Raw genomic sequence first — 24,457 nt, forward strand, 5'->3', positions numbered from 1 at the left:
AGATATGGCAAGGAGGACGAAGCTTGTAGGGGTAGTAGGCAGATACGGCCCCCGTTACGGATCAACATTAAGGAAGAGAGTTAGGAAAATAATGGAGAGACGCTATGCACCTCACAAATGTCCCGTTTGCGGGTCTATAGGGACAGTCTATAGGGTTTCCACGGGAATATGGAAATGTAGAAAATGCGGTGCAACTTGGGCTGGAGGAGCATATGTTCCAAATACAGGTCTTAACACAAATTATCCGCAAGTAATGGTAATGGATAGAGACGAATTCCTATCCAAGTAGGAAGTGTTGAAGTTTTCATCAATTATTATTTTTCCACAAAATTTTTTGATTTTGGTAAAATAGTTTTTATAGGTGAGTTATTTTACTTACACTAATAACTACCTCTAGAGATCCTGGGAATAGAACTAGGAGTTTTGTTAATGAACTTATATCTATAGTACCAGTTTTCATAAAATATAATCGCGGGAAAACCACGCTTAGGGAATTATATGACATAGCGTTATCACGGAGGGCTTCTCATATTTTGGCGGTATATGGAAAAAAAGGGAATCCAAGCTTGTTGAAGATATTCCATGTAAATGCAATAGAACAAGTATTAAACGAAGTCTCCGATATAGTTCTGAAAGGCGTGACTCTATATAGGGAAAGAACTGGAAGAAAGCCCAAACCATTTAATGGAAAATATTGCATAGCATATGCTGATGGAACAGAATTGCTGGCAGATTTAATTAATTGTTTAACTGGTTATAGTTTTTGCCTGAAGGAAGGTGAGTATAGATATATAAAAATTGATTCTATTAACGAGTTAGCTGTTATTAGTTTTTACGATCAGACTGGATCAATTGTTGGCCCTATTATTAGGGTGAGAAAGATTGTTAATAGAAGCGGAAGTAAAAATAGATGAATCTAACAGGGATTTCAATAGAATTGTATGCAACTCGCTTGCTCCTGAGATAAAGGAGGAAGAGAAAATGGCTCGAGGCAAAATTATGTTGAAATGCGACCAACCAATTATAGTAGGTATAAAAACTTCTAAGATAGGGGAGTTGCAGGCTCTACTAAGCTCTTACCTTGGGTTGCTAAAGATAATATTAGATGTATACAGGGCTAATCTTTAATACTATCTTAAAACAGCGTTTTCTCTGGGTGTGATTTAATGGCAGAACAAGTTCCACCAGAGGTTCAATCTCTAGCAGTACGATATAACCAGTTAAGAGATTTTATATCCAGCCTTTTACAACAGAAAATGGCTACTGAGGCGGAGTTGGAGGAATTGAAACGCTTAATAGAAGTTTTAGAACAGAAGGTTGAAGACGATTATGTATATGAAGCTATAGGAGGAGTGCTTGCTAAAAGAAAGAAGGAAGAAGTACTGGATGAAGCAAAGGAGAAACTCGAAATCTTGGAGGTGAGGTTGGAGAAATTTAAGAGTCAGGAGGAAAAGTATACTGTTGAACTAAAAGAAACAGAAGAAAAGCTAAAGGCGCTACTTGCAAAGCAGTATCAGTCACTGAGCAGACAAGCCTAAACCTTTCCTTTCGATTCAAAAGTAGCTTTTTACTAGGATCACTCCAATATCTGTCTTTAACTCTGGATACATTAATCTTAACCTGGGGGATACTGTTTGGATACGGATACAAACAAAATCTCTTGCATAGTCCGGGAATTGCAAAACTATTTGCAACATCTGCTTCGCTTGTATCCTTGGAGGGCATTGGACTCCTTGGACTTGATGGTAGGTGTTGACTTTGATGAAGACGATACTCTGAGGCTAAGAATAGATGTAGACGCTAGAGGGAGTAAGCCAGTTACACCAAGTTATGATGAAGCTCTTGCACAGCTTATTGATAAGCTTAGAAAGAAGTTCGAGGAGGTAGTTAATGAGGGGTATTGTTGATTTTTTATCAAGCGAATTAAAAGATAATGAGCAGCCTAAAGTTTGCATTATAACACATAAAAACGCTGATCCAGATGCAGTAGCCTCCTCTCTAGGCATGTATTATATAGTAAAGAATCTTTGCGGAGAATGCAAGGCAACAATCTGTTTTCCTGAAGGAACAGCAGTTAGTTCTAGGGGGATAATTGAAAAGTATGTAAAATGCAGTGGGTCTGATGTCCGAAAAATTTTTACAACAGAATGTAAGAGTATCGATCAGAATCAAGGTATTGTCATAACAGTCGATGCTGCTAATCTTGAGCAACTAGGGTGTTTTTCTGAATATATAGAGTATTCGCGCCATGTGATTGTAATAGACCATCATAGGACCGGTGAATTGAAATTCAGGTCTGATTTATATGTGGGTAGCGAAGATTATTCATCGACTTCAGAGATAATTGCTTTAATCTTGAATACATTTTTAGATAGAAGAAGCCAGGACTATCTTATTCAATGTCTTGCCACTATATTGATGGCAGGTATAGTGTATGACTCCAGGAGATTTCTAACGGTGGGCTCAAATACGTTTAGAGTAATGGATATGCTAGAGAGTTTTGGGGGAAATTATTTTGAGGCATTGGACTTGCTGGAAAAAGAGGAAGACAGAAGCCAGCGTATTGCAGTCTTAAAAGCTTACCAAAGGATTATTCTAAAAGAAATATGTAGTTTTATTGTAGTAGGAACACACGTTGGATCCTTTGAGTCCTATATAGCTAGAACCTTGGTTAATGTTGGAGCAGACGTTGCTATTGTTCTTTCAGATAAAAAAGATGTCACACGAATAGCATTAAGATCAAGAAGTAACACTATAGACGTGTCTGCTTTTGCCTCTTGGCTTGTAAGAAAACTAGGAACAGGTAGCGGTGGAGGCCATTTTAATAGTGCGTTATTTGAAGGTGTTTTAAGGGAATTCGAGAGAAGTAGGGATAAAAAAGTGAAGAAACTGTTAGATCTTTTCGGTGAGTTCTGCGATGGATGAGAAGTCTGATGCCAAGTTGAGAGTATATGTTGATGTTAGAGAGAAAGGTAGCATTGTCTCTTCTCTTCTAGAGAAAAAGCTTTTGGTTGTTTATAAAAGACTAGATGTTGGTGACTACCTCGTTTCTGATAACATTGTTGTAGAGCGGAAAACTATAAGTGACTATATTAAAAGCCTGTATGATGGACGTTTATTTGACCAAGCCTCTAGGATGGCCTCGACTTACAATTATCCTGTAATGGTGATTGAGGGGAAATTTATTCCGTTTAAAGACAAGGTTAAGTTTTATTCATCTTTAGCATCTCTTGCTGTAACTTATGGTTTTCGGGTTCTAATGGCAAATAATGCCCAGGATACTGTAGAGATTATATATTATATTGCAAAAAGGGCATCTTCTAGTAAGGGTCAGTTCATAGTAGTTCATAAAAAACCCAGACTATCCTGTCTAAAGGACTGGCAACTCTACATTATACAATCACTACCGTATGTCGGCCCTAAACTAGCCACTCGTCTTTTGGAACACTTCGGAAGTATAGATAGAATAGTAAATGCACGATTATCTGAGCTGGCAAAGGTTCCAGGAGTAGGTGAGAAGAGGGCAGTAGAACTTTACAAAGTCTTCCATACGCCCTATTCTACAATTACAGGGAAGAGCTATCATCTAGACGATTTTACATAGGAGACCCTCTTCTGCTCGGGTCATTATTTAAAACCCCCGATAGAGAATCCACCCAAAACGATATGATATAGTGGGTGTATAATGATGGCCCGTTTCAAGATGGTATCTGAAATAGAGAAAATTATGAGCGATCTAGAGCATGTGAGGAATATAGGTATAATAGCGCACGTTGATCATGGAAAGACGACAACCAGTGACTCACTACTAGCTGCTGCTGGTATGATCTCGGATAGAATTGCTGGAGAAGCTTTGGCTCTAGACTATCTTAACGTTGAGAAACAGAGAGGTATAACAGTAAAATCTGCTAACGTTAGCCTTTACCACGAGTATAAGGGTCGGCCGTATATTATCAACCTTATAGACACTCCTGGCCATGTGGATTTCAGTGGTAAAGTAACCCGAAGTCTTAGAGTGCTTGACGGTGCTATAGTAGTAGTGGACGCAGTTGAAGGCGTTATGACCCAGACAGAGACTGTTATAAGGCAATCACTGGAAGAGAGAGTTAGACCACTCCTTTTCATAAACAAAGTTGACAGACTGATAAAAGAGTTAAGATACACACCGCAGCAAATACAACAAAGATTCGTTGAAGTTATCCAGGAAGTGAATAATTTAATAGACCTCTATGCTGAACCTCGGTTTAAGAGCATATGGAAACTCAATCCTGCAGACGGTATTGTGGCATTCGGTTCTGCCAAGGATAAATGGGGCTTTACTATACCAATGGCCCAGGAAAAGAAGATTACATTTGCAGATGTTATTGATGCATATAACAAGGGCAAGGAAGGCGTTGCCGAGTTGTCCAAGAAGGTGCCTTTACATGAGACGTTGCTGGATATGGTTGTAAGGTTTGTTCCTAACCCTAGGGAGGCTCAGAGATATAGGATAGAGAAATTATGGAAAGGAGACATGAATAACTCCCTGGCTAAAGCCATGGTTGAGGTTGATCCTGAAGGGCCGGTAGTGTTTTTCATAAATGATATTAGAATAGATCCTCATGCAGGACTGGTAGCAACAGGTAGAGTCTTCTCGGGGGCGCTGAAACCTGGTAAAGAGTTATGGCTTGTGAATAGTAGGGTGCAACAGAAAGTATTGCAAGTTAGCCTCTTCATGGGTCCGTACAGAGAGGTTACAAAGGAGATAACAGCTGGAAATATAGCTGCAGTGCTAGGGCTGGATAAAGCTAGGGCAGGAGAAACTGCGGTGGATATAGAAGCAAAAAATATGGCTGCACCTTTCGAGAGAATGCATTATGTAAGTGAGCCTGTAGTTACTATAGCAATAGAGCCGAAGAAGCCTCAAGAGCTCTCTAAGATGATTGAAGCACTAAGAAGGTTGAGTATTGAAGATCCGAACCTTGTGGTTAAGATAAATGAAGAAACAGGTGAATACCTACTCTCAGGTATGGGCCCGCTGCATCTTGAAATAACGTTACAATTACTGAAAGAAAATTATGGAATAGAAGTAGAAGCAAGCCCGCCTATAGTAGTATATCGAGAGAGTATCCGTAAGGCTAGTCAGGTCTTCGAAGGTAAAAGCCCTAACAAGCATAACAGGTTCTACATATCAGTCGAGCCTTTGAATAAGGAAACGATAAAGCTAATGCAGAGTGGTGACATTGGAGAGGACCAGGATGTTAAGGAAAGAGCAAAAATTCTCCGTGACAAAGCTGGGTGGGACTATGATGAGGCTAGAAGAATATGGGCATTCGATGAGAATCTCGATATATTTGTTAACAAAACCTCAGGTATACAACATCTCAGAGAAGTTCAAGATACTATAATTCAGGCATATAGATTGGCAATGAAAGAAGGGCCTTTAGCAACAGAACCTGTAAGGGGGGTTAAAGTACTATTGCATGATGCAATGGTTCACGAGGATCCTGCGCATAGAGGGCCTGCTCAGATATATCCAGCAGTCAGAAATGCTATTTATGCTGGGATATTGACTTCTAAACCGACACTACTAGAGCCTATACAAAAGCTTGACATTCGCACGCCGATGGACTATGTGAGCACTATAGCGTCTGTTCTAGCTAGGAGAAGAGGAAAGATGTTGGATGTCATAAGTATGGGCCATGTTGCAAGGATTATAGCAGAGATACCTGTGGCTGAAACATTTGATTTGGCAGCAGAACTTAGGAGCGTCACGGCGGGAAGAGCTTTCTGGGGAACAGAGTTTAGTAGATGGAGCCCTGTCCCAGATTCAATGCTTGACGAATTAATCAAGAAGATAAGAGAGAGAAAGGGATTACCTCCTCACCCACCAAAGCTGGACGACCTTATAGGTTTTTAAACCTTTCATTAATTGCCCTACCACTGTTTTTCCTCTTTTCTCTACGGATAGAGTTAATTAAAGTTTATATATACAAATATGGGCAAGCTAATCCCTCGGCTAGAGGGGATGTTTATGAGCATAGCGTCATTATTGTCAGATCCGACGGTAGATGCAATTACAGGGCTTGTAGTGCTTCCAGTTATTTTAATACTTATTTTATGGCTGGTTGTCCTATTTATAAGGAAAACTGTCAGGGAACACTCGGTAATCGAGGAAACCGAGCCGTTCAAATATCAGAGATTTGAAGCTTCTAACCCTCCTTCAGGTGAAGCTAAGACAAAGGTTTCCATGCAGTATTTGGGTTATTTGGTCTCCTTCTTGGCGTTGGAGCCTATAGTTGTTTTATCTTTCATAGTGTTTAACACATCTAAGTTGAGTTTGGCCCTTCAGTTCTATGGGATATTTCTGATAGTATACGTTCCATTTCTTGCTTATGCAGTGTATGAATCTAAGAAGATAAAGGAATGGATGTGGAGGTGAGTGTTCTTGGGCGAAGAGAAAGGGAAGGCTTATGTTGGAGACATCGACGTTTCAGCTAATAAGGCGGCAGAATTATTAATGAACAAGGCTAAACTGGGAAAAATGATTGATTGGGCGACAGCATTTAGCCTGTGGCCTGTTCACTTAACGACAAGTTGTTGTGGTTGTGAATTTGCGGCGACATGGAGTCCAAGATTTGACGCAGAGCGATACGGAGCGCTTCCTTGGATAGGTTCTAGACAAACTAATTTCATGATAATCGAAGGAACTGTTACTAAGAAAATGGCTAAGGCTGTTAGGATAACATGGGAGCAAATGCCGTTCCCTAAGTTTGCGATTGCGATGGGTGCCTGTGCTCTTGACGGTGGAATCTTCCATAACAGCTATAATATAATTAGGCCATGGCAGATAGTTCCTATCGATGTTTATATACCGGGTTGTCCGCCAAGACCTGAAGCTGTTGCTAGAGCTATTATTGAGCTTCAAAAGATTATCCGTAGCAAAGGAGTCGCGAGTTCTTGGATAACTAAGGGAGTGAGAGAGGATAAGATAGGGCATTTTATAAAGAAAGGAGGCGAGTAAACCATGACTATTATTGAAGAACTTGAAGAGAAACTGGGAGATTTAAATCCCGAAATTACTGAAGGAAAGGGGTTCATTTCTGTAAGCGTTGAAACTACAAAACTACGTGAAACCGCGAAACGCCTTTTAGACTTAGGGTTTGATCATGTAAAAACCGTAACAGCCGTTGATTATAAGAAAGATAATCAGTTCGAGGTAATATATCATGCATCAAGCTACTTGAACACCGAGCTAGCAAAATACATTATTGAACTCAAGACTAGAATACCGAGAGATAACCCAGTAGTAGAATCGCTAAGCGATATATGGATAAGTGCAGAGTTCTTGGAGAGGGAAACGTTTGAATACTTCGGCATAAACTTCACAGGCCACCCTGATCTCAGGCCTATCCTTCTATTACAGGAGATAGCCGATCAACATCCTCTAAGGAAGGATTTCATTGTTAAGGAGGAGGGGATATTCAAATGAGTACCGCAACAACTATGCCAAGCAAACTTCCTGGAATGGATCTAAAGAAAATAGGAAAGAATCTATATGAAGTGTTCATAGGCCCACAACATCCTGGAAGTGGGCACATGAGAATTATAATTAGAGTAGATGGAGATGTTATCGTGGAAGCCGATCCTGATCTAGGATATGTACATAGAACAATGGAAAAACTAGCAGAAGGCCGAGAGTTTATTAAGATAGTTCCGTTGATGGAAAGAATGGCTATTCTCGATGCTTGTAACATTTCACTACCCTATGTAGAGGCAGTAGAAAAACTTATGGGCATAGAACCCCCGCCTAGAGCTAAATATCTTAGAGTCCTCCTATGCGAGATAAATAGAGTTGCCAGCCACTTATATGGTATAGGAATTTTCGGCGTATTCTTAGGGCACTCAACTATGTATATGTGGCCGTTTGGTGATAGAGAAGTATTTGTCGAACTAGCTGAGAAACTAACCGGAGCCCGTCTCACACATACATATGCGATTCCAGGAGGAGTTAGAAGAGATCTACCGCAGGGATTCAAAGAGAACGCCGAGAAAGCGGTTAGGTATATGTCTAAGAGGCTTATGGAGTATAAGCAGATCTTTCTTGATAATCCAGTTATTCAGAAGAGGCTAATAGATGTAGGGATTATAAGCAAGAATCTTGCAGCTAGGCTTGGAATAGTCGGACCGAATGTTAGAGCATCTGGTATAAAGTATGATGTTCGTATAATAGAACCCTATGAGGCATATGATGAAGTAGACTTCCAGGTTCCTGTTTACGATGAAGGAGACTCGTTTGCCCGTGCATGGATACGTATAGTTGAAATTCAGCAGAGCCTCAATATTATAAAGCAAGTTCTCGAAAAGATGCCTGATGGAGATCCTATGCATGAAAGATTCTGGGCTAAAGTTCCACCACTTTATAAGAAAGTATTCCAGGAGACTAAGAGGGTTAAGCTCATACCTCTGTTTGCCAATCTAAAGGTTCCAGCTGGCAGAGCATTTGCTAGGGCAGAAGCAGGAAGAGGAGAGATAGTGTATATGGTTGAAAGCGAGAATGCTATGAAGCCTTACAGAGTAAGAGTAGTATCTCCTTCGTTCAGGAATGCTGTTGTTTTCAAGTATATCGTACCTGGTCACAGGATAGCCGATCTTCCCGCTATTTACGGTAGCATAGACTATTTCCCACCTGAAGCAGACAGGTGATGCATTATGGTGGATTGGATTAGACTGATTATAGACATAATATTCTGGCCTCCATTCTTCCAACTGGTAATAGCACCAGGCCTTGTAGCTGCCTTAATAATAGTTATCTTCATAATATGGTTTGAAAGGAAAACTGCTGCCAGAGTTCAGATGAGAATAGGGCCTTATCACATTAGTCCCAGGATAGGTGGATTCCTCCAGTTAATAGCTGATCTGACAAGATACGCATTCCAGGAAATAATAGTTCCTACCGCTGTAGATAAACCTATATTCATAGGAGCACCATTAACTGCACTTGTATTCTCTCTACTTCCAGTTGTTTCAATGCCTTTCACAAGCACATCATATTATTACCCACTACCCATAAATTACAGTCTACTATTAACTCTAGCTCTTAGCACGCTCTCACCCATATTTATCGTAGCTGCTGGATGGGCAAGCGACAATAAATTCGCAGTAATAGGCAGCCTCAGAGAGTCATTTGTTATAACAGCATATGAGTTACTAATAGTTATTACAGCGCTATCTGGTGGAGTGGCAGTCCTATCATATAATCTTGTCGATATAGTCAATGCTCAGACACCGTTCTATAAATGGATGCTTTTCACTAATCCTCTAGCAGCCATTACAATGTTCGCTGCAATTCTGATGGCGACAAGCGGTTTCCCCTTCGAGATTCCTGAAGCGGAAAACGAGATAGTCGCTGGAGCATTCACAGAATACTCAGGATTAATGTATGGTATAAATATGGGTTCTGCATATATCAAGAGGTTTGTCTACACCTTACTTTTCACATTAATATTCTTGGGCGGATGGTTGCCATATAAACCAGGGGTACACCTTATAGGCGGCTATATAATTCCTCTCATAATAGTTCTCGTTAAGGCAACTATAGTCATGGCTATAATAAGCTTTCTAAGAGCAGTGTATGGCAGGTTTAGAATAGACCAAGCTCTAGATGGAGCGTGGAGGGTCTTTATGCCTCTAGCCCTAATAGGGTTTGGCCTTGCATTACTTGAAGCATACATGGGGGTGTATGGATAATGCCAGGCAAGGTAGTTCAAAAACAGACACCGAAACCACGCTTTATAAATGCGATAACAGGTAATGTAGGAGCTATAGTGATTGGCCTGAAATACTTCGCCAACCCTAATAGGTTCACATTAAAATATCCCTATGAATATATAGAGCTGGGAAACACGTATAGAGGATTCATAGTACTGGATATGAAGAAATGTATAGGGTGTATGTCATGTGCTAGAATATGCCCAGCTTCAGCAATGAAAATGGTCAAGGTAACCGTTGAGGAGGGCAAGAAACCCAAACCTTATCCAGTCATTAACTATAATAGATGTATTTTCTGCGGATTATGTGTGGATGTATGTCCTACAGAAGCCCTATATCACTTGCCGGTGCACGATGTTGTCTATTTAAACATGGATGAAATGGATCTCGATCTTGAAAGGATTCAGCAGACAGTAGAATCACCTAGTGTTAAAGAAGGAACTCCAGTCAAATACGTTTTCGACCCTGAGAAAGGATTAGTTAAGATACCTGCAAAAGAGGGGGGTGAGTCTTAAATGGAGCTAGTTTATACTTATCTAGGAATAACTATTCTTTCCGCGTTCGCTTTATATTTTGCTTACCTAACGGTAAGAGGAAAGGATCTAGTATATTCAAGTGTAGCTCTAGCATTAACAGCATCAATGGTTAGCCTAATAGTTGCTTTCATGGGATTCCACTTAGTAGCAATTGTCCAGTTATTAGTATATGTCGGGGCAGCTGTTATGTTCATAATTGTGAGCGTTGCACTCTTAGGTGCTAAAGAGACGACTGTTAGAAACGAGTACCTAGGTTTAACTGCCGGTATATTCACATTAGCAGTTCTAGCACTATATTTAAACAGATTCTATACGGCATTCACATTCGCAAAAGTGCCTCCTACGTCAGTTATAAGCGACCTTCTATTATCGCGGTATATGGGCGTTTTAGTTTTGATTATAGTCGCACTTGCAGCTACGATAATTGAAGCTATATCCTTAGCAAAGAGGTGAAGGCCATGACAGCTATAACAGTGGAATCAGTAGGATACACAATAACCCTAACGGGGCTGTTACTTATAAGCATAGGTGTATATGGGTTCGCTTCAACTAGGAATCTCATTAGGATGCTACTTTCCCTAGAGATAGTTTTCAATGGGGTTTTCCTGGTTATTCTAGCGGTTATAACTTCAGCTCCCATGTATGCAACTGCTCTAGGAGTCATACTTATAAGCGTGGTATCGGGTGAGGTAGCTGTAGTAGTCGCTATAATAGCCGCATATTATAGGAAGACAGGGGTCTTGGATTCTGAATCAGCTGAAAACGTTGAAGGAGGGGTGTGATCATGGAGGCATCTATACCTATACTGTGGATAAGTGTTATCCTCCCGTTACTCGTTGCCTTGGTTGGAGTCAAAGTTAAGGATGAAAACATAGATAGTATAGCGTATACGTTGGCAGCAACCTTACTATTACCTGTAATTGTAGTTATAATCGCTGCATTTAAGGGGCTGCTCGGAGAAGGACTGGTTGACCCTTGGATGGCTCACATCGGTAGTGTGGGAACATTTGCACTAACATTAGATGGTCTTTCAAGTTTGGTAATTGCAGGTGTAAGTCTAGTAACGGCCTTTGTCTCAATTTATTCAATTCCTTATATGAAAACAAGAGTTACTGAAATGAAAGAGGCCGGTGAGACGCCGCCATCACTAGGCGTCTACTTCTTCCTTTACTCTCTATTCTCTGTTGCTATGCTAGGCCTAGTATATGCAACAAATATGGTGCTTTTCTATATATTCCTTGAACTAACACTATTGCCGTCATTCCTTCTAATAGCGTATTATGGATATGGAGATCGAAAGAGGATAGCTATACTTTATCTTGTTTGGACTCATATAGGTGCAGTAATGTTCCTATCAGGCGTGCTTTATTACGGGTTCCATGTAGGCAACTTTGACTACCTAGACGTTAATACTATGACGCCAATAACTGGTACTGCGAACATGTTAGGAACTGCAGCTAAATATGTAGCATTACTAATGGTATTAGGCTTGTTCGTTAAGATGGCGGTATTCGGCTTTCATATGTGGCTGCCATATGCTCATGCGGAGGCTCCAACGCCTATTTCTGCGCTCTTATCACCGAATCTTATCGGCTTGGCTGGCTATGCGCTGGCTAGAATTACAGTACCCATATTCCCCACTTTCTTTGCTCAGTACAAGTGGATTCTGATTTACTTAGCATTTACTACTATAATATATGGTGGCCTTGTTGCACTCAAGCAAACAGACTTTAAGAGATTTCTAGCTTACTCTAGTATCAGTCAAATGGGATATATGCTTCTTGGAATAGCTACCTTGACGCCTATAGGGATAACAGGAGCTATGATACAGTACCTTTCTCACGCTCTTGGAAAGGCTCTCCTCTTCATGACGGCTGGTGTGTTCATAACAGAGCTACATGGCCTTCGAGATATTAGACTTATGGGAGGCCTTGCTAGAAAATACCCATTAACTGCAGCATTAGCTTTACTGGGCTTTATGCACCTAGTCGGAATGCCTCCAACTATAGGTATGTGGAGCGAGTTATTCATCGTATTCGGGTTATTTAAGGATGTTGCATTGACGACGGAATTCATACCCATCGTTATGTTAGTGATAGTAGCTTTGATGGTATCAGCATCATATTCGTTTGTCACCATGAGAAGGATATTCTATAACAAGCCGAGGAGTGAGAAGGCTGAGATGAAGACAGAAACTCCTGGAGCATTACAATATTCTATGCTCTTCATAGGGGTAATGGGTGTTGTTTTCTTCCTCTGGATAAACCCCTATTATCACGGGCTACTCGAAGTGATCCATAAAACATTCTTGTTTGCTGGAATAGGAGGGTGATGACAGTGATAGATCCTATCTGGATATGGTTGACTCCATACTTAGGTGCATCGGCACTTGCAATACTATGGATTTTTGGTGTAAGAGATGAAAGGGTTTATGACTGGATTTCAGTGGGTAGTATACTAGTATCGGCAATTATAGCTACCATATTAACACCTATAGTATACAATGGCCATTTAATTTACACGAAATATGCTTGGTTGCCAAGTTTAGGTATCAACTTTGGAACATATATGGATGGATTAGGAGCCTTCATGGCCCTTATAGTTTCATGGCTATCATTTCTAATAGCAGTCTACAGTACAGAGTACATGAAAAGAGACTGGGGCGTTCAGAGATATTTCTTCTTCTTCACATTCTTCGTTGGAAGCATGTTATTGCTAGTGCTAGCTGACAATCTTGTGCTAATGTTCGTGGGTTGGGAAGGAACAGGACTAGCTAGCTATGCATTAATTGGCCATTGGTATACTGATGAAGAGGAGACATGGGTAGGTGATCCAGGTAGAAAAGCCTTCGGAACACCAATGTACTTCGAGCCTAGTCATAGTGGTGTTCGAGCTATTCTATTCACCAGAGCTGGAGATATAGGGATGATAATAGGGATGGCACTATTCTATATGGTAGCTGGAACATTTAGTATACCTGAAATATCGCAAAACGCAACGGGATGGATGGGATTCCTTGCATCTAAAGGCGTATTGTCAGCTGCATTACTGGTATTCAGCCTGGGAGCACTAGCGAAAAGCGCTCAGTTCCCATTCCACGAGTGGCTTGTAACAGCAATGACTGGTCCTACACCAGTTTCAGCATTAATACACGCAGCCACAATGGTGAAAGCAGGAGTATACTTCATGTTAAGGTTCTCACCTATCTTCTATAACGGTGCTGTTGCACTAGGAGGCGTGGCTCTTACTGCAACTGAACAATACTTCAATATAATTGCACTGCTAGGCGGTATAACGGCATTTATAATGGCAACCATGGCGCTTGTGTCAAGGGAACTGAAACTAATATGGGCTTTCTCGACAGCATCGCAATTAGGATATATGTTCTTGGGTGTTGGTGCTGCAGGTCTTCTCTCTCAAAAAGAAATGGCTTATGAAGGCATAGCTGCAAGTGCAGCCCACTTAATGAGCCACGCCGTATTTAAGGCAGCTCTATTTCTTATAGCAGGATGGGCTATACACGCTGTTCACAGCAGATTTATCGATAATATGGGTAATTTCAGTAAATACATGAAAATAACAACCGTCTCAATATGGTTTGCAGGCCTGAGTCTTGCAGGTTTACCTCCATTCTCTGGCTTCTGGAGTAAAGAAGGGGTAATACATGCAGCTGAAGCTGCTCACCTCGAAAACTTATGGTTACTGGCCGTTTTTACGGCAGGGTTAACAGGGTTCTATACTGTTAGAGCTATTATAAGAGCCTTTCATATGCCACCATACGAACCACCCCATCACGAAGCCGAGCTCCATGAGGCACCCCCACGGATACTATGGCCATATACAATACTAGCCTTTACTGCTCTTGCAATAGGATTGGCATGGCCTTTTGGTTTTGGCGCAGACTTCTCTAACCTTATCTCTAAGACCTTAGGTTTCGAAAAACCTGTGCAACTAGCGGTTTCATTCAATCTTACAACTTATAGCATAATAATATGGGTATTAGCGATGGTTCTATTAGTACCGGCACTTTATCTGGTACTTAAGGTTGATTTTGTTTCAATGCTAAAGACTAGTAAAACTGCAAGAATATTCCACGACTTCCTGTATGATAGGTGGTACATAAACGCATTGATTTATATCTTCATAGTAGGAGGGTTCCTCGGGATAATAGACATACTAGGATACGTAGACGGGTTTATAGACGCATTCTACCATATTGGTATTCCAATAGCATTCATATTGATCTCCAAAGGATTCAGAGCGACCCACAGGGGGAGACCCGATCTATACCTAGCATATTATGCATATGGAATAGGCCTACTACTACTTCTACTCTATATGATTTGGGGGTGAATAGGTAATGGTTCAAGATGTTGCGGAAGAGGTCACGATTCTTACCTATATAATTTTGGTATTAGGCATACTTATACCGTTAACTAAACCACTCAAACTAGAGAAATCAAGGATACCGTATGCCTTCGGGTGGCTATCAACTCTGCTGTTTGCATTTATATCCTATATAATATTTAATGCACTCAGAAATACTGATGCAGTAACCTTATTCAACGGACTGGTAACATACAATAGTTTCTCGGCATTCATGCTGCTATTATCAGCACTGTCAAGCGCTCTAGTACTCATGGCTATAAAAGGAAGAGCTGAAGAATGGCCAACTGCCCCAGCAGTTTACGGGTTGCTACCACTAATACAGTTTGGCCTAGTTTTCGCGATGGGTATAAATGATGCCTTACTCTTACTTGCCATATGGTTACTAGTATCAGTAGCAAGCTATGTAGTAATAGCTTTACCTAAAAACACTGAAAGTGTGAAGGGAGCAATTAAATATGCTTTCATGGGTTCACTAGCAACATTATTCCTAACTGTTTGGGTCGCGTTAAACATAGTGATAACAGGGTCTTTTACAATACTGGCTTATCCGACAGGTCTAGCTGCATTACTAGCTTTCGGGGCATTCATTTTAAGCGTAGGGTTCAAAATGGGGATTGTCCCGTTCCACTGGTGGTTACCAGACGTCTATGGTAAAGCTAATGGATACGGTGTATCCATAGTGGCTGGCATTGTTAAGATAGGGTTCATAGCGGTAACAGCTAGAGTAATATATTTTATATCATCAACAGGGTTCTCTACTATAGTTACTGTAACTCTAGCATCATTAGCTGTTGTAACGATGTTCTGGGGTAATCTCGCAGCTCTAACTACTAGAAACCTACAACGTATACTAGCATACAGTAGTATTGCACATATAGGATACATCTTGGTTGGACTAACAGCCATATCTTATGCCGCTGGAACTCAGAATATTCAACTAGCTATGTATTCATTTGCAGCAGTAGCCATACATGTAGCGGCTTACGCGATAAGCAAAGCACCATTATTTGCTGTTATGGGAGAAGGATATACAGAACTAAATGATATAAAGGGATTGTTCCATAGGGATCCAGTGTCATCTGTTTCGATGGCTATACTCCTACTAAGCCTTCTAGGACTACCGCCACTACTAGGCTTCTGGGGTAAGCTTTACATGTTCACAGCAATAGCAAGCTACTCCCTTCCGTTGCTAGTAATAGCACTGCTTAACAGCGGTATAAGTGCGGTTTATTATGGTATAGCCATTAGAGACATGCTGTCAACTGAGCAGGGATCTGCTGCATACGATGCACCTAGAAAAGCTTCGCTTGCTACCGCAGCAACGATAATAATAGTAGCGGGACTTTTAGCGTCAACCTTTTTCCATATAATTTATTAAGTCAATCTTTAAATCGACATAAACATCCAATCTTTTAACCATTAAATCCTATCAGGGAGCCTGGGGTCTAGTATTGGATTATAAACAGGGATTTGCTGATACTCTTCTGAAAATAGCAAAGCGGTATAATATAGATGTCAATCATTCTTTTGCCGTGGAAATAGAATCCTTACAGGATGTGATTAGAAGAAAAACAATAGATCATATAACAGCTAATAACATTGAAGTCACCCTTGAAAATGTATTATCTACTCTAGAGAAGATCTTGAGTGAACTTGACTTAACTACTGAGAGAAATAGTATTAAAAATCTGCTGGATTCTCAGGGCATAAAGGATAACTCCTATGTTGAACTTCTAACAGGCCAAGCTGTATTGCAGGCTTTATCAGACATAATAATGAAAAAAGAGGAATCCGTTGAAAGCAAAACAGCTATTTGCCCGGTATGCGGTACAGAAACCGATCAAGGATTTATTTCTCCTGACGGGTCAATATGGCTATATTGCCCTTTATGCGGCTACACATGGAGGCAATCCAGTGTTTCCCATCCAGTCTGTCCATATTGTGGGATGGATCATAAAGAAATGATAGGTATATTAAAGGATAAAACAAACCCGTCAGTAGTCGTCATGTTATGTTCAAACTGCAAGAGATACTGGATATTAGTGGATGAGAGATATGCAAAAAGAGTTCCTAGAAGCCTGTATCCACTATTCAGGAGTAAGGCTGAAAAAATAATTAAATATCTTCCGAAGGAGTTTCTAGAGAACTTAAAGTAATATTATCGAACTCGTTTCTCAACTCAGAAAGAGCTTCCTCTAGGCTCGTTTTACATCCTGTTAATAGACTAGTATAGCAGGTTAACTTATTCAACCTCTTATCAACGCCAAGTTTTCCCAGAGATCTATTAATTTTAGATATTCCTATAGGGATACTTACCCATAGTAAAAATGTTATAGAAGTCATTAGGATTCCTTCCATCAAGTTTCTTGTATTGATACGTTCTGCTTTGTTTAAAAAAGCATTAAAATTTCCGTCAATTCCCTGTGAATATTTGTATAGAGATAGTTCAAACGCCAAGTCATTGATCCAGGAAATATAAACATATACCCTCAGGAGATCCAGGCCTGCTAGCATACCGAGAAAGAGAGAACTGCCGACAAATATATTGTTAAGCGTCTCATTTACAATTAACCCTGTGTACCATAGGGTTTTCCTCGAGGCCTCGACAATTATGGTGAAAAGAACAAGCATGTTCCCTCTAGCCCACAGCCTAGGAATACTTTCAATAGCACTCTCTAAATCTTCTTTTGCCAAGTATAACACCTCATTATATAGGCATTGCTATAGCATTGATGCCTAGTTTCCTCCTAAGTATATACGCAAAGAATCCAGCATATTCAGACCTCGAAGAGTCTACGATCACCGTTTTCGGCTTAGATTCTTCTACGTACCGGAGTGTACCAATATAATCGGAGTGATCACTATAGGAAGCGATATAGGATCTCTGATCCACCTGCATTATAGGTTTCCTGAACTCCCAACCGTTCAGTAAGACATGCATACCTACCCTAGAACTCTTATAGCGATAAAAACTCGTAGCATGATCCATCACTATTACTTTATCTCTAAGCAGATCCCTAGCTTCCTTTGTACCGAGAAGAGAAAACTCTCCGAATCTACCTGAGATAATTTTAGAAAGGTTCCTTGTTATCTTATACATCTTTGAAGTCATAATAACAGGTTCATCGAACCCTAAATCTCTAAGTTTTAGCAGTACTCCTTGGATTTTCCCATAATAACCGTACAACCATAGTCTTCCTTTAGATTGCTTATACAATGATATGATCTCATCTAATACATCATTATTATTCCAAGACCTTATATGGTTCGGCGAGCCATATGTAGCATCAACAACAAGTATATCTGGTTTAGAAATAATCTCAGTACCTTCTAATTTGAAATCACCAGTATACCCTATTACAAGATCATCTGTCGTTACAACAGGTGAGACACTCCCTGGAATATGCTCCGATTTCAGGAACTCCACATTGGTAGAGTCATCAAGCATAATCTTTCCGTCGATGTTGAGCTCATACCTCTTATTGCGAGGAACTATAATATTAAGCCCATCTAGTATTGCGAAGGTTTCGGGAGTTGCTATAACTTTCAAGGCTTTTTTGGAGCTAGTTATAACATGCTTATAATGGTCTGCATGTGCATGTGTCACTATTCTATACTTCTTGTCTCCACATCCGTCCATACTTAGGTTTCTAAAAATAATTGCCCCGTTCTTCAATATCTTCAGCGGCAAATTCCCTGTTCCTTGGAGCATTGTTAAAACCCTCGATCACTCATATGATTCTATATTTTCCTGCCTTTGAAATGACGAGAAGAGATATCGTTGTAATCACGGCAGCTGAGGTTAGAATAAAAAGTCTTATTGGCCCAGAGTTCAAAGAATTGCTTTCTGGCAGTATATTGCTGGATGACAATATTGTATAGCTCAACTCGTTTACCAGAACATTATTTCGATATATTTCTATTCTACCGAAGAGTGGAATGCAATATTCTCCAGGATAATAATTATATGATTGTAGAGATGCTCCATCCGTTGTTTCTCCTAGTTTAACGACTCTACTTGCTTTTACTACATACATTTCTTTGAATGATTCAACATAATATGTCAAAGCCTGCTCCGCATGATAGGTATGCCCTGTGGAACAATAGTTTTCGGAAATTTTCAATAGATAGAAAACAGCCTGCTCTAATTGATTGTACTGCGGGGCTGAGGGATGATATTTAATAAGACTTAGCTCCCTGTTATATGGATTCACTTTTACATCCATCGATCCTATTGGAATATAATTTATTGTAATAAAATAGCTTACTTGGTAGAGTTGAGCTCCTTCTCCTAGGACGAGATTATGTATTCCTTGTAGTATAATAGTCGTTAAAAACAAACATAAGAGGAATTTCTCTAGTTCCCCAGCTAGTTTCCTCAAAATACGCACCGATCAAGTTTTGACCGTTTAATGTGTCGAACCGTATCTTTCAACCGTTTTGACAATTTCTTCTTTAGCATTCTTAGCTGAGAGCCAGTCTTTCAGCTTTACCCATTTACCAGGTTCTAGCTCTTTGTAATGCTCGAAGAAGTGCTTAATCTTATCTTTTGTAATGTCCGGCACATCATCTATATCATTTATGCTCCCATACAGCGGATCTAACTTTTGTTTAGGCACTGCTATAATCTTAGTATCAACTCCGGCCTCGTCTTCCATTATGAGCATTCCGACAGGTTTAACCTCAATTATACTGCCTGGATAAATAGGCTCCCTGCTTAGGACGATGATATCAATGGGATCACCGTCCTCGGCTAAGGTTCCAGGAACAAATCCATAGTTGAACGGGTAAACCATGCTGGTATACAAGAATCTGTCTACCTTGATTAGACAGTGTTCCTTGTCTAGTTCGTATTTTACACTACCGCCCATTGGAATCTCTATTAAAGCGTTGACTATTTCAGGGGCTTTATCACCCGGACCTAACTTCAAGCAGGACATCGGAGTCACCTCCTAGTCATACATCATGCTTACCATAAGTTTAAAAATAAATCACACCCACTTTTCTAGTATCCGCAAGGACGACCCGTACGGGGAGGAGGATGAAATATGTCTAAACCGTTTTACGTGAGATTCGATGTATCATCAGATCTAGCTGAAAAGGTATATGAGGCAGTGAAGAAGGCTAAGGAAACAGGGAAACTCAAGAAGGGAACAAATGAAGCTACCAAGGCAGTTGAAAGGGGAGTAGCTAAGCTTGTAGTGATAGCCGAAGATGTGGATCCGCCAGAGATAGTAGCACATCTACCTCTTTTAGCTGAGGAGAAGAAAATACCATATGTATATGTACCGAGTAAAAAGAAACTAGGAGAAGCGGCTGGAATAGAAGTTCAGGCAGCTAGTATAGCTATAATAGATTCCGGAGAAGCTGCAGGCTTGGTGAGTGAGATAGCTGAGAAGGTTAAGGAATTAAAGAAATAATCTGTTCTCTACCTCTAACAATATTTTTGACAAACATTTTACTCAACTTTAATATCTACACTGAATTCCCATAGTCCATGCAGATTACAATAGCCTAAAGCATACAGTGTTCCTGATCTTTTAACTCTAATAGTAAAAACTATCTTAGGATCGGCATATTCTGGTTCTAATATCGCTGTAGCCAAGTGAATAGGGTTAAAGGCTCTATTATCCTCTTTGAAGAATAATTGTATGTACCTTATTGAGTGAACTGCTTGATTGGGATGAGGCCCAACCTCTATCTCCACAGTGAATGGCTCTCCAGCTTTAACTGTTTTAGGTACTTTAATTTTCGGGGAATGCGTTTCTTTCTTACCAGCTGCTTCTCCTTCGATTTTTCCAGGCTTGTATATAAGATCTCCCAGATATGACATGAGTTTCACCGTTGAATATCCTTGTGCATAGATGTTTAATATAGTAATCGTATAAATAGCCTTAACAAAAGGAGGTAGCATTTATAATGCCTGAAGGTTTACAGCTATTACACCAGCGTTTAGGTAGGTATAATGGATGGTGTAAAACTTGGCTGGAGAAGTAGAGAATTTCAGGTATATAATACGTATCGCTGGGACAGACATCGAGGGAACTTGGAAGGTGATTTACGGGTTATCTAAGATTAAAGGAATAGGTATTGCAACTGCAAATGCCATTTGTAGAATATTGGGGATTGATGAAAGCAAGAGAATAGGCTTTTTAACTGAAGCAGAGTTGAAGAAAATCGAGCAAGCGATTTCTGATATAAGACAACTCGGCCTTCCATCATGGATGTATAATAGAAGAAAGGACTATGAAACAGGTGAGGATCTCCATTTATATGGTGCTAATCTGCTATGGGTTGCAAGGAGAGATATTGAAAGAGAGAAGAAAATTAGAAGCTGGAAAGGCCTCCGCCATGCTGTTGGCTTGAAAGTCAGAGGACAGAGAACACATACTACTGGTCGTTTAGGAGTCACTGTGGGTGTTTCAAAGAAAAAGAAGTGAGGTAATGGTTTATGGGCGACCCTCGAAAGCCTCGGAAAAAATGGATAGGCCCCAAGCATCCCTGGGTAAAAGAACGTTTAGCTAGCGAGCTAGAAATAATGGGTAGATACGGTCTTAGAAACAAAAGAGAACTCTGGATAGCTCAGACTATGGCTAGGAAGTTCAGACATGAAGCTAGAGGTTTACTTGCCCTACCTGATGCTGTTAGGGCTGAAGAGGAAAAATCTCTGCTAGCTAGGCTGGTGAATTTGGGTCTAATAAGTGAAAACACAAAACTAGACGATGTTCTTGGACTTACAGCCGAACATGTTCTAGAACGCAGACTTCAAACAATTGTGTATAAAAAAGGTCTTGCGAAGACGATTCAACAGGCACGTCAATTCATAGTTCATGGTCATGTAGCCATAAACGGGAGAAGGATCACCTCTCCAGGATACCTTGTGAATAGAGAAGAGGAAAAACTCATAGACTATGCTCCCGGGAGCTCCATTATAGTTCAGTTAAAAGAGGAGGTTGAAGAGTAATGTCATTCCAATCGAGAGAGTTAAAATGGGGAGTTGCTCACATTTTCAGTAGTTTTAATAACACTATAGTCCATATAACTGATTTAACAGGTGCTGAAACGGTTGCAAGAGTTTCAGGCGGAATGGTTGTGAAAGCTGATAGAGAGAAACCGTCTCCATATGCGGCTATGATAGCTGCCGGTAAAGCTGCTCAACAAGCTATTGAGAAGGGCGTAACTGCTATACATATAAAGGTTAGAGGAGTAGGAGGCCATGGTCCTAAGACACCTGGTCCAGGTGCACATGCAGCTATAAGAGCCCTTGCTAGATCTGGCTTTATTATTGGTAGGATAGAAGATGTTACACCGATACCCCATGACACTACTAGGCGCCCAGGTGGGCGGAGAGGAAGAAGAGTTTAACCTTCCTTTAAATCCTTCTTTTCGGGGTGGCTATGTTTTTGAAAAATATCAAGATTTTAGAGTTGTCCTCCAATCGAATAGCTATAGCGGTTGAGGGTTTTCCACTGGAACTCATTAACTCTATTAGGAGGATTATCCTTGCAGAAGTACCTGTTATGGCTATTGATTGGGTATATGTAACTAGGAACGATTCTGCATTATTCAACGAAATGCTTTCTCATAAACTAGGGCTTCTCGTTATTAAGTCAGATAAAGCTATTGAAAAATATCTTGTTCCCGAGGAATGTAAAGCTGATCTTGAATGTGGTGAGGATCCTTCTTGTGTTGATGCCTTTATAACCAAGAAGCCTGAATGTTTTGTCAGAATGGTTTTGAAAAAAGAGAATCCAGCTAACGCCCAGGAGGCTCTTCTTACAGTAAAAGCCTCTGATATTGAAAGCGAGGATCCTGACGTTTATCCTGTACATGGTGAAACCGAACTTACAATGCTTGCATCCGGTCAGAGCTTAGATGTTGAAATGTATGCTAGGCTGGGAAGGGGGAAGGAGCACGCGAAGTTTATGCCGGCAGTTGTGGTGCTCAAATACGTTCCTATAGTTAGGTATGACTCTAAGAGCGTAACGGATGAATGTTTAGAGTGCATAAGAAAGTATAGTGCAAAACTTGCTGAGACGATTTCTAAGGGATCCAAGAGCAGGATTATCTGGTATGATACTGGCAATACTAGCCTTTTAAGACACTGTGCCGAGAGGGTTTGTAAGACAGGTTTAAAAGTAGAATACGATAAGAATAGGCTTATACTTATGGTTGAATCTCACGGGGCACTAGATCCCAGAAAAATAATTAGTCTAGCGATTAAGGAGCTAGATAAAAAGGTTAAGGTATTACAAGATGAGATAGGAGGTGCGGATTGATGGGTAAGAGGACTGGTCCAACTAATATAGTACTAAGAAAAACAGCTGACAAACTCATGAAAGCATACGAGCAGACAGGCTCGAAAGTATGGAGAGATATAGCAGAACATTTACTAAAACCGGCTAGACAGAAAGTCTATGTTAACTTATCTAAGATTAATAGATACACCAGAGAAGGAGATATCGTCGTAGTACCTGGAAAAGTTTTGGGTAGCGGTGCCTTAGAGAAGAAAGTTACTGTAGCAGCCTTTTCATTCTCTGAAAAGGCTGTTGAAAAGATTGAGAATAGTGGAAGCTCTGTAGTCACGATCAATGAATTACTCGAAAAAGGTGTGTCTTCGTCTGATGTGAAGATAATAGTATGAAGGGAGGTTGAAGAATTATGGTTAAAATAGTTATAAATGGAGAGGGTCATATTCTGGGGAGGCTTTCAAGCATAATCGCAAAGAAGCTTCTTGAAGGAGATGAGGTTATAGTAGTAAATGTTGAGAAGATAGTAGTGAGTGGAGAGAAGAGGATGGTTGTTAATTCCTATAAGAAGATCCTCGGTATTAGGGTGCATCTCTCGCATAAATGGAGGCCTAAAAGGACAAAGAGCCCTATTAGATTATTTAAAGCATCTGTTAAGGGAATGTTGCCTAAGAATAATAAGAAAGGGAGGGAAGCGTTGAGTAGATTAAAAGCTTTTATCGGGGTTCCAGACGAGTATAAGGATGCTGAGATGATCATCTACAGGAATGCCTATAAAGATAGGCTCAAAACCAACAAGTATGTTGAACTTTCAGTTATAGCTAAGGAAATGGGCTGGAAAGGTGTTGGGCAGTGAAGATGGTCTTAGTGACTGGAAAGAGGAAGAGAGCAATCGCTACAGCCATAATAAAACCTGGTAAGGGGAGAATATGGGTAAACGATATCCCTGCCGATATATATCCCATAGAGATGGCCAGATTGAAAATGCTTGAACCCCTGCTTGTAGCTGGGAGAAAGTTAAGGAGGCTCATAGATATAAATATAAAGGTACACGGTGGAGGGTACATGAGCCAGGCAGAGGCAGTGAGGATGGCTATAGCTAAGGGGCTAATCGAGTACTTGAAAGGAGCTGAAGGAGAGAGTGAAGCTGAAAAAATAAAAGAACAGATTAAGCTTCTAGAGAGATTCTTCGATGAGTATGATAAACACATGCTAGTAGGAGACCCCCGTAGAACGGAACCAAAGAAACCAATGAAATATGGTGCTAGAAGAAGATGGCAGAAGAGCTATAGGTGACTCAACATGCTTGCTCCAGTCAGATGTTTTACTTGCGGAGCTCCACTCGCCCATCTATGGCCGGAGTTCAAGAAAAGGGTTGAAGCAGGAGAAGATCCGGGCAAGGTTCTAGACGATCTTGGCGTAAAGAGGTATTGTTGCAGGAGAACATTACTATCAACAGTTGCTTATATTGAAGAGTTAGTCGTTTACACACATATAGGTTTTAAGAAAAAGGTGAAACCGTACTAGAAAGGT

The 24,457-nt window shown here is 40.5% G+C and carries 34 protein-coding genes; 29 read left to right on the plus strand and 5 right to left on the minus strand.

The features are described from left to right. Nucleotides 1–4: 4 nt before the first annotated feature. The 20 genes from F7B60_05100 (at nt 5) to fdhE (ending at nt 16,831) form a co-directional block, all read left to right on the plus strand. Complete coding sequence (locus F7B60_05100) at nt 5–289, plus strand: 50S ribosomal protein L37ae (protein MCE4614884.1); 285 nt, start codon at nt 5–7, stop codon at nt 287–289. Nucleotides 290–533: 244 nt separating this feature from the next. After that, a complete protein-coding gene (locus tag F7B60_05105) occupies nt 534–914 on the plus strand; it encodes a hypothetical protein (GenBank protein ID MCE4614885.1) in 381 nt (126 codons plus the stop codon). Continuing rightward, on the plus strand, nt 883–1,128 hold the full coding sequence (locus tag F7B60_05110) for a hypothetical protein (GenBank protein ID MCE4614886.1): 246 nt from the start codon (nt 883–885) through the stop codon (nt 1,126–1,128). The genes F7B60_05105 and F7B60_05110 overlap by 32 nt, the downstream gene beginning before the upstream one ends. 38 nt (nt 1,129–1,166) lie before the next feature. After that, nucleotides 1,167–1,538 carry a prefoldin subunit gene (locus tag F7B60_05115; GenBank protein ID MCE4614887.1) on the plus strand — a complete coding sequence of 124 codons (372 nt, stop codon included), beginning with the start codon at nt 1,167–1,169 and terminating at the stop codon, nt 1,536–1,538. A 96-nt stretch (nt 1,539–1,634) separates the two neighbouring features. Continuing rightward, nucleotides 1,635–1,907 (plus strand): hypothetical protein, encoded by a 273-nt coding sequence (locus F7B60_05120; GenBank protein ID MCE4614888.1) that lies wholly within the window; start codon nt 1,635–1,637, stop codon nt 1,905–1,907. Continuing rightward, complete coding sequence (locus F7B60_05125; protein ID MCE4614889.1) at nt 1,891–2,925, plus strand: DHH family phosphoesterase; 1,035 nt, start codon at nt 1,891–1,893, stop codon at nt 2,923–2,925. Before F7B60_05120 ends, F7B60_05125 begins: the two co-directional genes overlap by 17 nt. Next, nucleotides 2,918–3,604, plus strand: coding sequence for a helix-hairpin-helix domain-containing protein (locus tag F7B60_05130; GenBank protein MCE4614890.1), 687 nt, complete (start codon nt 2,918–2,920; stop codon nt 3,602–3,604). The genes F7B60_05125 and F7B60_05130 overlap by 8 nt, the downstream gene beginning before the upstream one ends. A gap of 84 nt (nt 3,605–3,688) precedes the next feature. Next, nucleotides 3,689–5,899 (plus strand): elongation factor EF-2, encoded by a 2,211-nt coding sequence (locus F7B60_05135; GenBank protein ID MCE4614891.1) that lies wholly within the window; start codon nt 3,689–3,691, stop codon nt 5,897–5,899. A 114-nt stretch (nt 5,900–6,013) separates the two neighbouring features. Further along, nucleotides 6,014–6,421 carry a hypothetical protein gene (locus tag F7B60_05140; GenBank protein ID MCE4614892.1) on the plus strand — a complete coding sequence of 136 codons (408 nt, stop codon included), beginning with the start codon at nt 6,014–6,016 and terminating at the stop codon, nt 6,419–6,421. A 6-nt stretch (nt 6,422–6,427) separates the two neighbouring features. Beyond that, nucleotides 6,428–7,003, plus strand: a complete 576-nt coding sequence (gene nuoB / locus F7B60_05145; GenBank protein MCE4614893.1) for an NADH-quinone oxidoreductase subunit NuoB — start codon at nt 6,428–6,430, stop codon at nt 7,001–7,003. A 3-nt stretch (nt 7,004–7,006) separates the two neighbouring features. Continuing rightward, entirely contained in the window at nt 7,007–7,471 is a 465-nt protein-coding gene (locus F7B60_05150; GenBank protein MCE4614894.1) for an NADH-quinone oxidoreductase subunit C, read from the plus strand. After that, the gene (locus tag F7B60_05155; GenBank protein ID MCE4614895.1) at nt 7,468–8,685 is read left to right on the plus strand and encodes an NADH-quinone oxidoreductase subunit D; all 1,218 of its coding nucleotides are present in this window, start codon (nt 7,468–7,470) and stop codon (nt 8,683–8,685) included. The genes F7B60_05150 and F7B60_05155 overlap by 4 nt, the downstream gene beginning before the upstream one ends. A gap of 6 nt (nt 8,686–8,691) precedes the next feature. Next, nucleotides 8,692–9,729 (plus strand): NADH-quinone oxidoreductase subunit NuoH, encoded by a 1,038-nt coding sequence (nuoH, locus tag F7B60_05160; protein ID MCE4614896.1) that lies wholly within the window; start codon nt 8,692–8,694, stop codon nt 9,727–9,729. Next, a complete protein-coding gene (locus F7B60_05165) occupies nt 9,729–10,265 on the plus strand; it encodes an NADH-quinone oxidoreductase subunit I (protein MCE4614897.1) in 537 nt (178 codons plus the stop codon). The genes nuoH and F7B60_05165 overlap by 1 nt, the downstream gene beginning before the upstream one ends. Continuing rightward, entirely contained in the window at nt 10,266–10,739 is a 474-nt protein-coding gene (locus F7B60_05170) for an NADH-quinone oxidoreductase subunit J (GenBank protein MCE4614898.1), read from the plus strand. It abuts the gene before it with no gap. Between the two features lie 5 nt (nt 10,740–10,744). Then, nucleotides 10,745–11,068, plus strand: a complete 324-nt coding sequence (locus F7B60_05175; protein ID MCE4614899.1) for an NADH-quinone oxidoreductase subunit K — start codon at nt 10,745–10,747, stop codon at nt 11,066–11,068. Nucleotides 11,069–11,070: 2 nt separating this feature from the next. Beyond that, on the plus strand, nt 11,071–12,618 hold the full coding sequence (locus tag F7B60_05180; protein ID MCE4614900.1) for an NADH-quinone oxidoreductase subunit M: 1,548 nt from the start codon (nt 11,071–11,073) through the stop codon (nt 12,616–12,618). A gap of 5 nt (nt 12,619–12,623) precedes the next feature. Beyond that, nucleotides 12,624–14,639: an NADH-quinone oxidoreductase subunit L gene (locus F7B60_05185; GenBank protein ID MCE4614901.1), complete on the plus strand. Its 2,016-nt coding sequence runs from the start codon at nt 12,624–12,626 to the stop codon at nt 14,637–14,639. 7 nt (nt 14,640–14,646) lie between these two features. Next, nucleotides 14,647–16,053 carry a hypothetical protein gene (locus tag F7B60_05190; GenBank protein MCE4614902.1) on the plus strand — a complete coding sequence of 469 codons (1,407 nt, stop codon included), beginning with the start codon at nt 14,647–14,649 and terminating at the stop codon, nt 16,051–16,053. Nucleotides 16,054–16,126: 73 nt separating this feature from the next. Beyond that, complete coding sequence (fdhE, locus tag F7B60_05195) at nt 16,127–16,831, plus strand: formate dehydrogenase accessory protein FdhE (GenBank protein ID MCE4614903.1); 705 nt, start codon at nt 16,127–16,129, stop codon at nt 16,829–16,831. On the opposite strand, the gene F7B60_05200 is transcribed toward fdhE, so the two are convergent. The 4 genes from F7B60_05200 to ppa are packed head-to-tail and all read right to left on the minus strand — an operon-like array spanning nt 16,791 to nt 19,615. Beyond that, nucleotides 16,791–17,369 (minus strand): hypothetical protein, encoded by a 579-nt coding sequence (locus F7B60_05200; protein MCE4614904.1) that lies wholly within the window; start codon nt 17,367–17,369, stop codon nt 16,791–16,793. The genes fdhE and F7B60_05200 overlap by 41 nt on opposite strands. Nucleotides 17,370–17,382: 13 nt before the next feature. Next, a complete protein-coding gene (locus F7B60_05205; GenBank protein ID MCE4614905.1) occupies nt 17,383–18,387 on the minus strand; it encodes an MBL fold metallo-hydrolase in 1,005 nt (334 codons plus the stop codon). A 19-nt stretch (nt 18,388–18,406) separates the two neighbouring features. Further along, nucleotides 18,407–19,057 (minus strand): hypothetical protein, encoded by a 651-nt coding sequence (locus tag F7B60_05210; protein MCE4614906.1) that lies wholly within the window; start codon nt 19,055–19,057, stop codon nt 18,407–18,409. Between the two features lie 27 nt (nt 19,058–19,084). Next, nucleotides 19,085–19,615, minus strand: coding sequence for an inorganic diphosphatase (gene ppa, locus F7B60_05215; protein ID MCE4614907.1), 531 nt, complete (start codon nt 19,613–19,615; stop codon nt 19,085–19,087). A gap of 108 nt (nt 19,616–19,723) precedes the next feature. Here ppa and rpl7ae point away from each other — a divergent pair, with 108 nt between their 5' ends. Further along, entirely contained in the window at nt 19,724–20,095 is a 372-nt protein-coding gene (rpl7ae, locus tag F7B60_05220; GenBank protein ID MCE4614908.1) for a 50S ribosomal protein L7Ae, read from the plus strand. Between the two features lie 38 nt (nt 20,096–20,133). Here rpl7ae and F7B60_05225 read toward each other — a convergent pair whose 3' ends face one another. Then, the gene (locus tag F7B60_05225) at nt 20,134–20,508 is read right to left on the minus strand and encodes a class II SORL domain-containing protein (protein ID MCE4614909.1); all 375 of its coding nucleotides are present in this window, start codon (nt 20,506–20,508) and stop codon (nt 20,134–20,136) included. Between the two features lie 148 nt (nt 20,509–20,656). Here F7B60_05225 and F7B60_05230 point away from each other — a divergent pair, with 148 nt between their 5' ends. Genes F7B60_05230 through F7B60_05265 form a run of 8 tightly spaced genes read left to right on the plus strand, consistent with a single transcriptional unit; the run spans nt 20,657 to nt 24,451 of the window. After that, nucleotides 20,657–21,115 (plus strand): 30S ribosomal protein S13, encoded by a 459-nt coding sequence (locus F7B60_05230; protein ID MCE4614910.1) that lies wholly within the window; start codon nt 20,657–20,659, stop codon nt 21,113–21,115. A gap of 11 nt (nt 21,116–21,126) precedes the next feature. Continuing rightward, nucleotides 21,127–21,639, plus strand: a complete 513-nt coding sequence (locus tag F7B60_05235) for a 30S ribosomal protein S4 (protein MCE4614911.1) — start codon at nt 21,127–21,129, stop codon at nt 21,637–21,639. After that, on the plus strand, nt 21,639–22,040 hold the full coding sequence (locus F7B60_05240) for a 30S ribosomal protein S11 (protein ID MCE4614912.1): 402 nt from the start codon (nt 21,639–21,641) through the stop codon (nt 22,038–22,040). The genes F7B60_05235 and F7B60_05240 overlap by 1 nt, the downstream gene beginning before the upstream one ends. A 38-nt stretch (nt 22,041–22,078) precedes the next feature. Continuing rightward, nucleotides 22,079–22,954 (plus strand): DNA-directed RNA polymerase subunit D, encoded by an 876-nt coding sequence (locus F7B60_05245; GenBank protein MCE4614913.1) that lies wholly within the window; start codon nt 22,079–22,081, stop codon nt 22,952–22,954. Further along, complete coding sequence (locus tag F7B60_05250) at nt 22,954–23,319, plus strand: 50S ribosomal protein L18e (GenBank protein MCE4614914.1); 366 nt, start codon at nt 22,954–22,956, stop codon at nt 23,317–23,319. The genes F7B60_05245 and F7B60_05250 overlap by 1 nt, the downstream gene beginning before the upstream one ends. Nucleotides 23,320–23,336: 17 nt before the next feature. Then, entirely contained in the window at nt 23,337–23,780 is a 444-nt protein-coding gene (rplM, locus tag F7B60_05255) for a 50S ribosomal protein L13 (protein MCE4614915.1), read from the plus strand. 2 nt (nt 23,781–23,782) lie between these two features. Beyond that, entirely contained in the window at nt 23,783–24,220 is a 438-nt protein-coding gene (locus tag F7B60_05260) for a 30S ribosomal protein S9 (protein ID MCE4614916.1), read from the plus strand. Nucleotides 24,221–24,226: 6 nt separating this feature from the next. After that, nucleotides 24,227–24,451 (plus strand): DNA-directed RNA polymerase subunit N, encoded by a 225-nt coding sequence (locus F7B60_05265; GenBank protein MCE4614917.1) that lies wholly within the window; start codon nt 24,227–24,229, stop codon nt 24,449–24,451. Nucleotides 24,452–24,457: the final 6 nt, after the last annotated feature.

It is taken from the genome of Candidatus Tiamatella incendiivivens, from assembly GCA_015522635.1.
GTDB lineage: Archaea > Thermoproteota > Thermoprotei_A > Sulfolobales > Acidilobaceae > Tiamatella > Tiamatella incendiivivens.

What these genes read in the sequence shown, in the direction of transcription:
- ppa (MCE4614907.1), bottom strand. Translation starts at nt 19,615, where the DNA reads ATGTCCTGCTTGAAGTTAGGTCCGGGTGATAAAGCCCCTGAAATAGTC.
- F7B60_05240 (MCE4614912.1), top strand. Translation starts at nt 21,639, where the DNA reads ATGTCATTCCAATCGAGAGAGTTAAAATGGGGAGTTGCTCACATTTTC.
- F7B60_05115 (MCE4614887.1), top strand. Translation starts at nt 1,167, where the DNA reads ATGGCAGAACAAGTTCCACCAGAGGTTCAATCTCTAGCAGTACGATAT.
- F7B60_05260 (MCE4614916.1), top strand. Translation starts at nt 23,783, where the DNA reads ATGGTCTTAGTGACTGGAAAGAGGAAGAGAGCAATCGCTACAGCCATA.
- nuoH (MCE4614896.1), top strand. Translation starts at nt 8,692, where the DNA reads ATGGTGGATTGGATTAGACTGATTATAGACATAATATTCTGGCCTCCA.
- F7B60_05130 (MCE4614890.1), top strand. Translation starts at nt 2,918, where the DNA reads ATGGATGAGAAGTCTGATGCCAAGTTGAGAGTATATGTTGATGTTAGA.
- F7B60_05205 (MCE4614905.1), bottom strand. Translation starts at nt 18,387, where the DNA reads ATGCTCCAAGGAACAGGGAATTTGCCGCTGAAGATATTGAAGAACGGG.
- F7B60_05140 (MCE4614892.1), top strand. Translation starts at nt 6,014, where the DNA reads ATGAGCATAGCGTCATTATTGTCAGATCCGACGGTAGATGCAATTACA.
- F7B60_05225 (MCE4614909.1), bottom strand. Translation starts at nt 20,508, where the DNA reads ATGTCATATCTGGGAGATCTTATATACAAGCCTGGAAAAATCGAAGGA.
- F7B60_05180 (MCE4614900.1), top strand. Translation starts at nt 11,071, where the DNA reads ATGGAGGCATCTATACCTATACTGTGGATAAGTGTTATCCTCCCGTTA.
- rplM (MCE4614915.1), top strand. Translation starts at nt 23,337, where the DNA reads ATGGTTAAAATAGTTATAAATGGAGAGGGTCATATTCTGGGGAGGCTT.
- F7B60_05165 (MCE4614897.1), top strand. Translation starts at nt 9,729, where the DNA reads ATGCCAGGCAAGGTAGTTCAAAAACAGACACCGAAACCACGCTTTATA.
- F7B60_05155 (MCE4614895.1), top strand. Translation starts at nt 7,468, where the DNA reads ATGAGTACCGCAACAACTATGCCAAGCAAACTTCCTGGAATGGATCTA.
- F7B60_05250 (MCE4614914.1), top strand. Translation starts at nt 22,954, where the DNA reads ATGGGTAAGAGGACTGGTCCAACTAATATAGTACTAAGAAAAACAGCT.
- rpl7ae (MCE4614908.1), top strand. Translation starts at nt 19,724, where the DNA reads ATGTCTAAACCGTTTTACGTGAGATTCGATGTATCATCAGATCTAGCT.
- F7B60_05265 (MCE4614917.1), top strand. Translation starts at nt 24,227, where the DNA reads ATGCTTGCTCCAGTCAGATGTTTTACTTGCGGAGCTCCACTCGCCCAT.
- F7B60_05125 (MCE4614889.1), top strand. Translation starts at nt 1,891, where the DNA reads ATGAGGGGTATTGTTGATTTTTTATCAAGCGAATTAAAAGATAATGAG.
- F7B60_05135 (MCE4614891.1), top strand. Translation starts at nt 3,689, where the DNA reads ATGGCCCGTTTCAAGATGGTATCTGAAATAGAGAAAATTATGAGCGAT.
- F7B60_05175 (MCE4614899.1), top strand. Translation starts at nt 10,745, where the DNA reads ATGACAGCTATAACAGTGGAATCAGTAGGATACACAATAACCCTAACG.
- F7B60_05150 (MCE4614894.1), top strand. Translation starts at nt 7,007, where the DNA reads ATGACTATTATTGAAGAACTTGAAGAGAAACTGGGAGATTTAAATCCC.
- F7B60_05190 (MCE4614902.1), top strand. Translation starts at nt 14,647, where the DNA reads ATGGTTCAAGATGTTGCGGAAGAGGTCACGATTCTTACCTATATAATT.
- F7B60_05170 (MCE4614898.1), top strand. Translation starts at nt 10,266, where the DNA reads ATGGAGCTAGTTTATACTTATCTAGGAATAACTATTCTTTCCGCGTTC.
- F7B60_05100 (MCE4614884.1), top strand. Translation starts at nt 5, where the DNA reads ATGGCAAGGAGGACGAAGCTTGTAGGGGTAGTAGGCAGATACGGCCCC.
- F7B60_05235 (MCE4614911.1), top strand. Translation starts at nt 21,127, where the DNA reads ATGGGCGACCCTCGAAAGCCTCGGAAAAAATGGATAGGCCCCAAGCAT.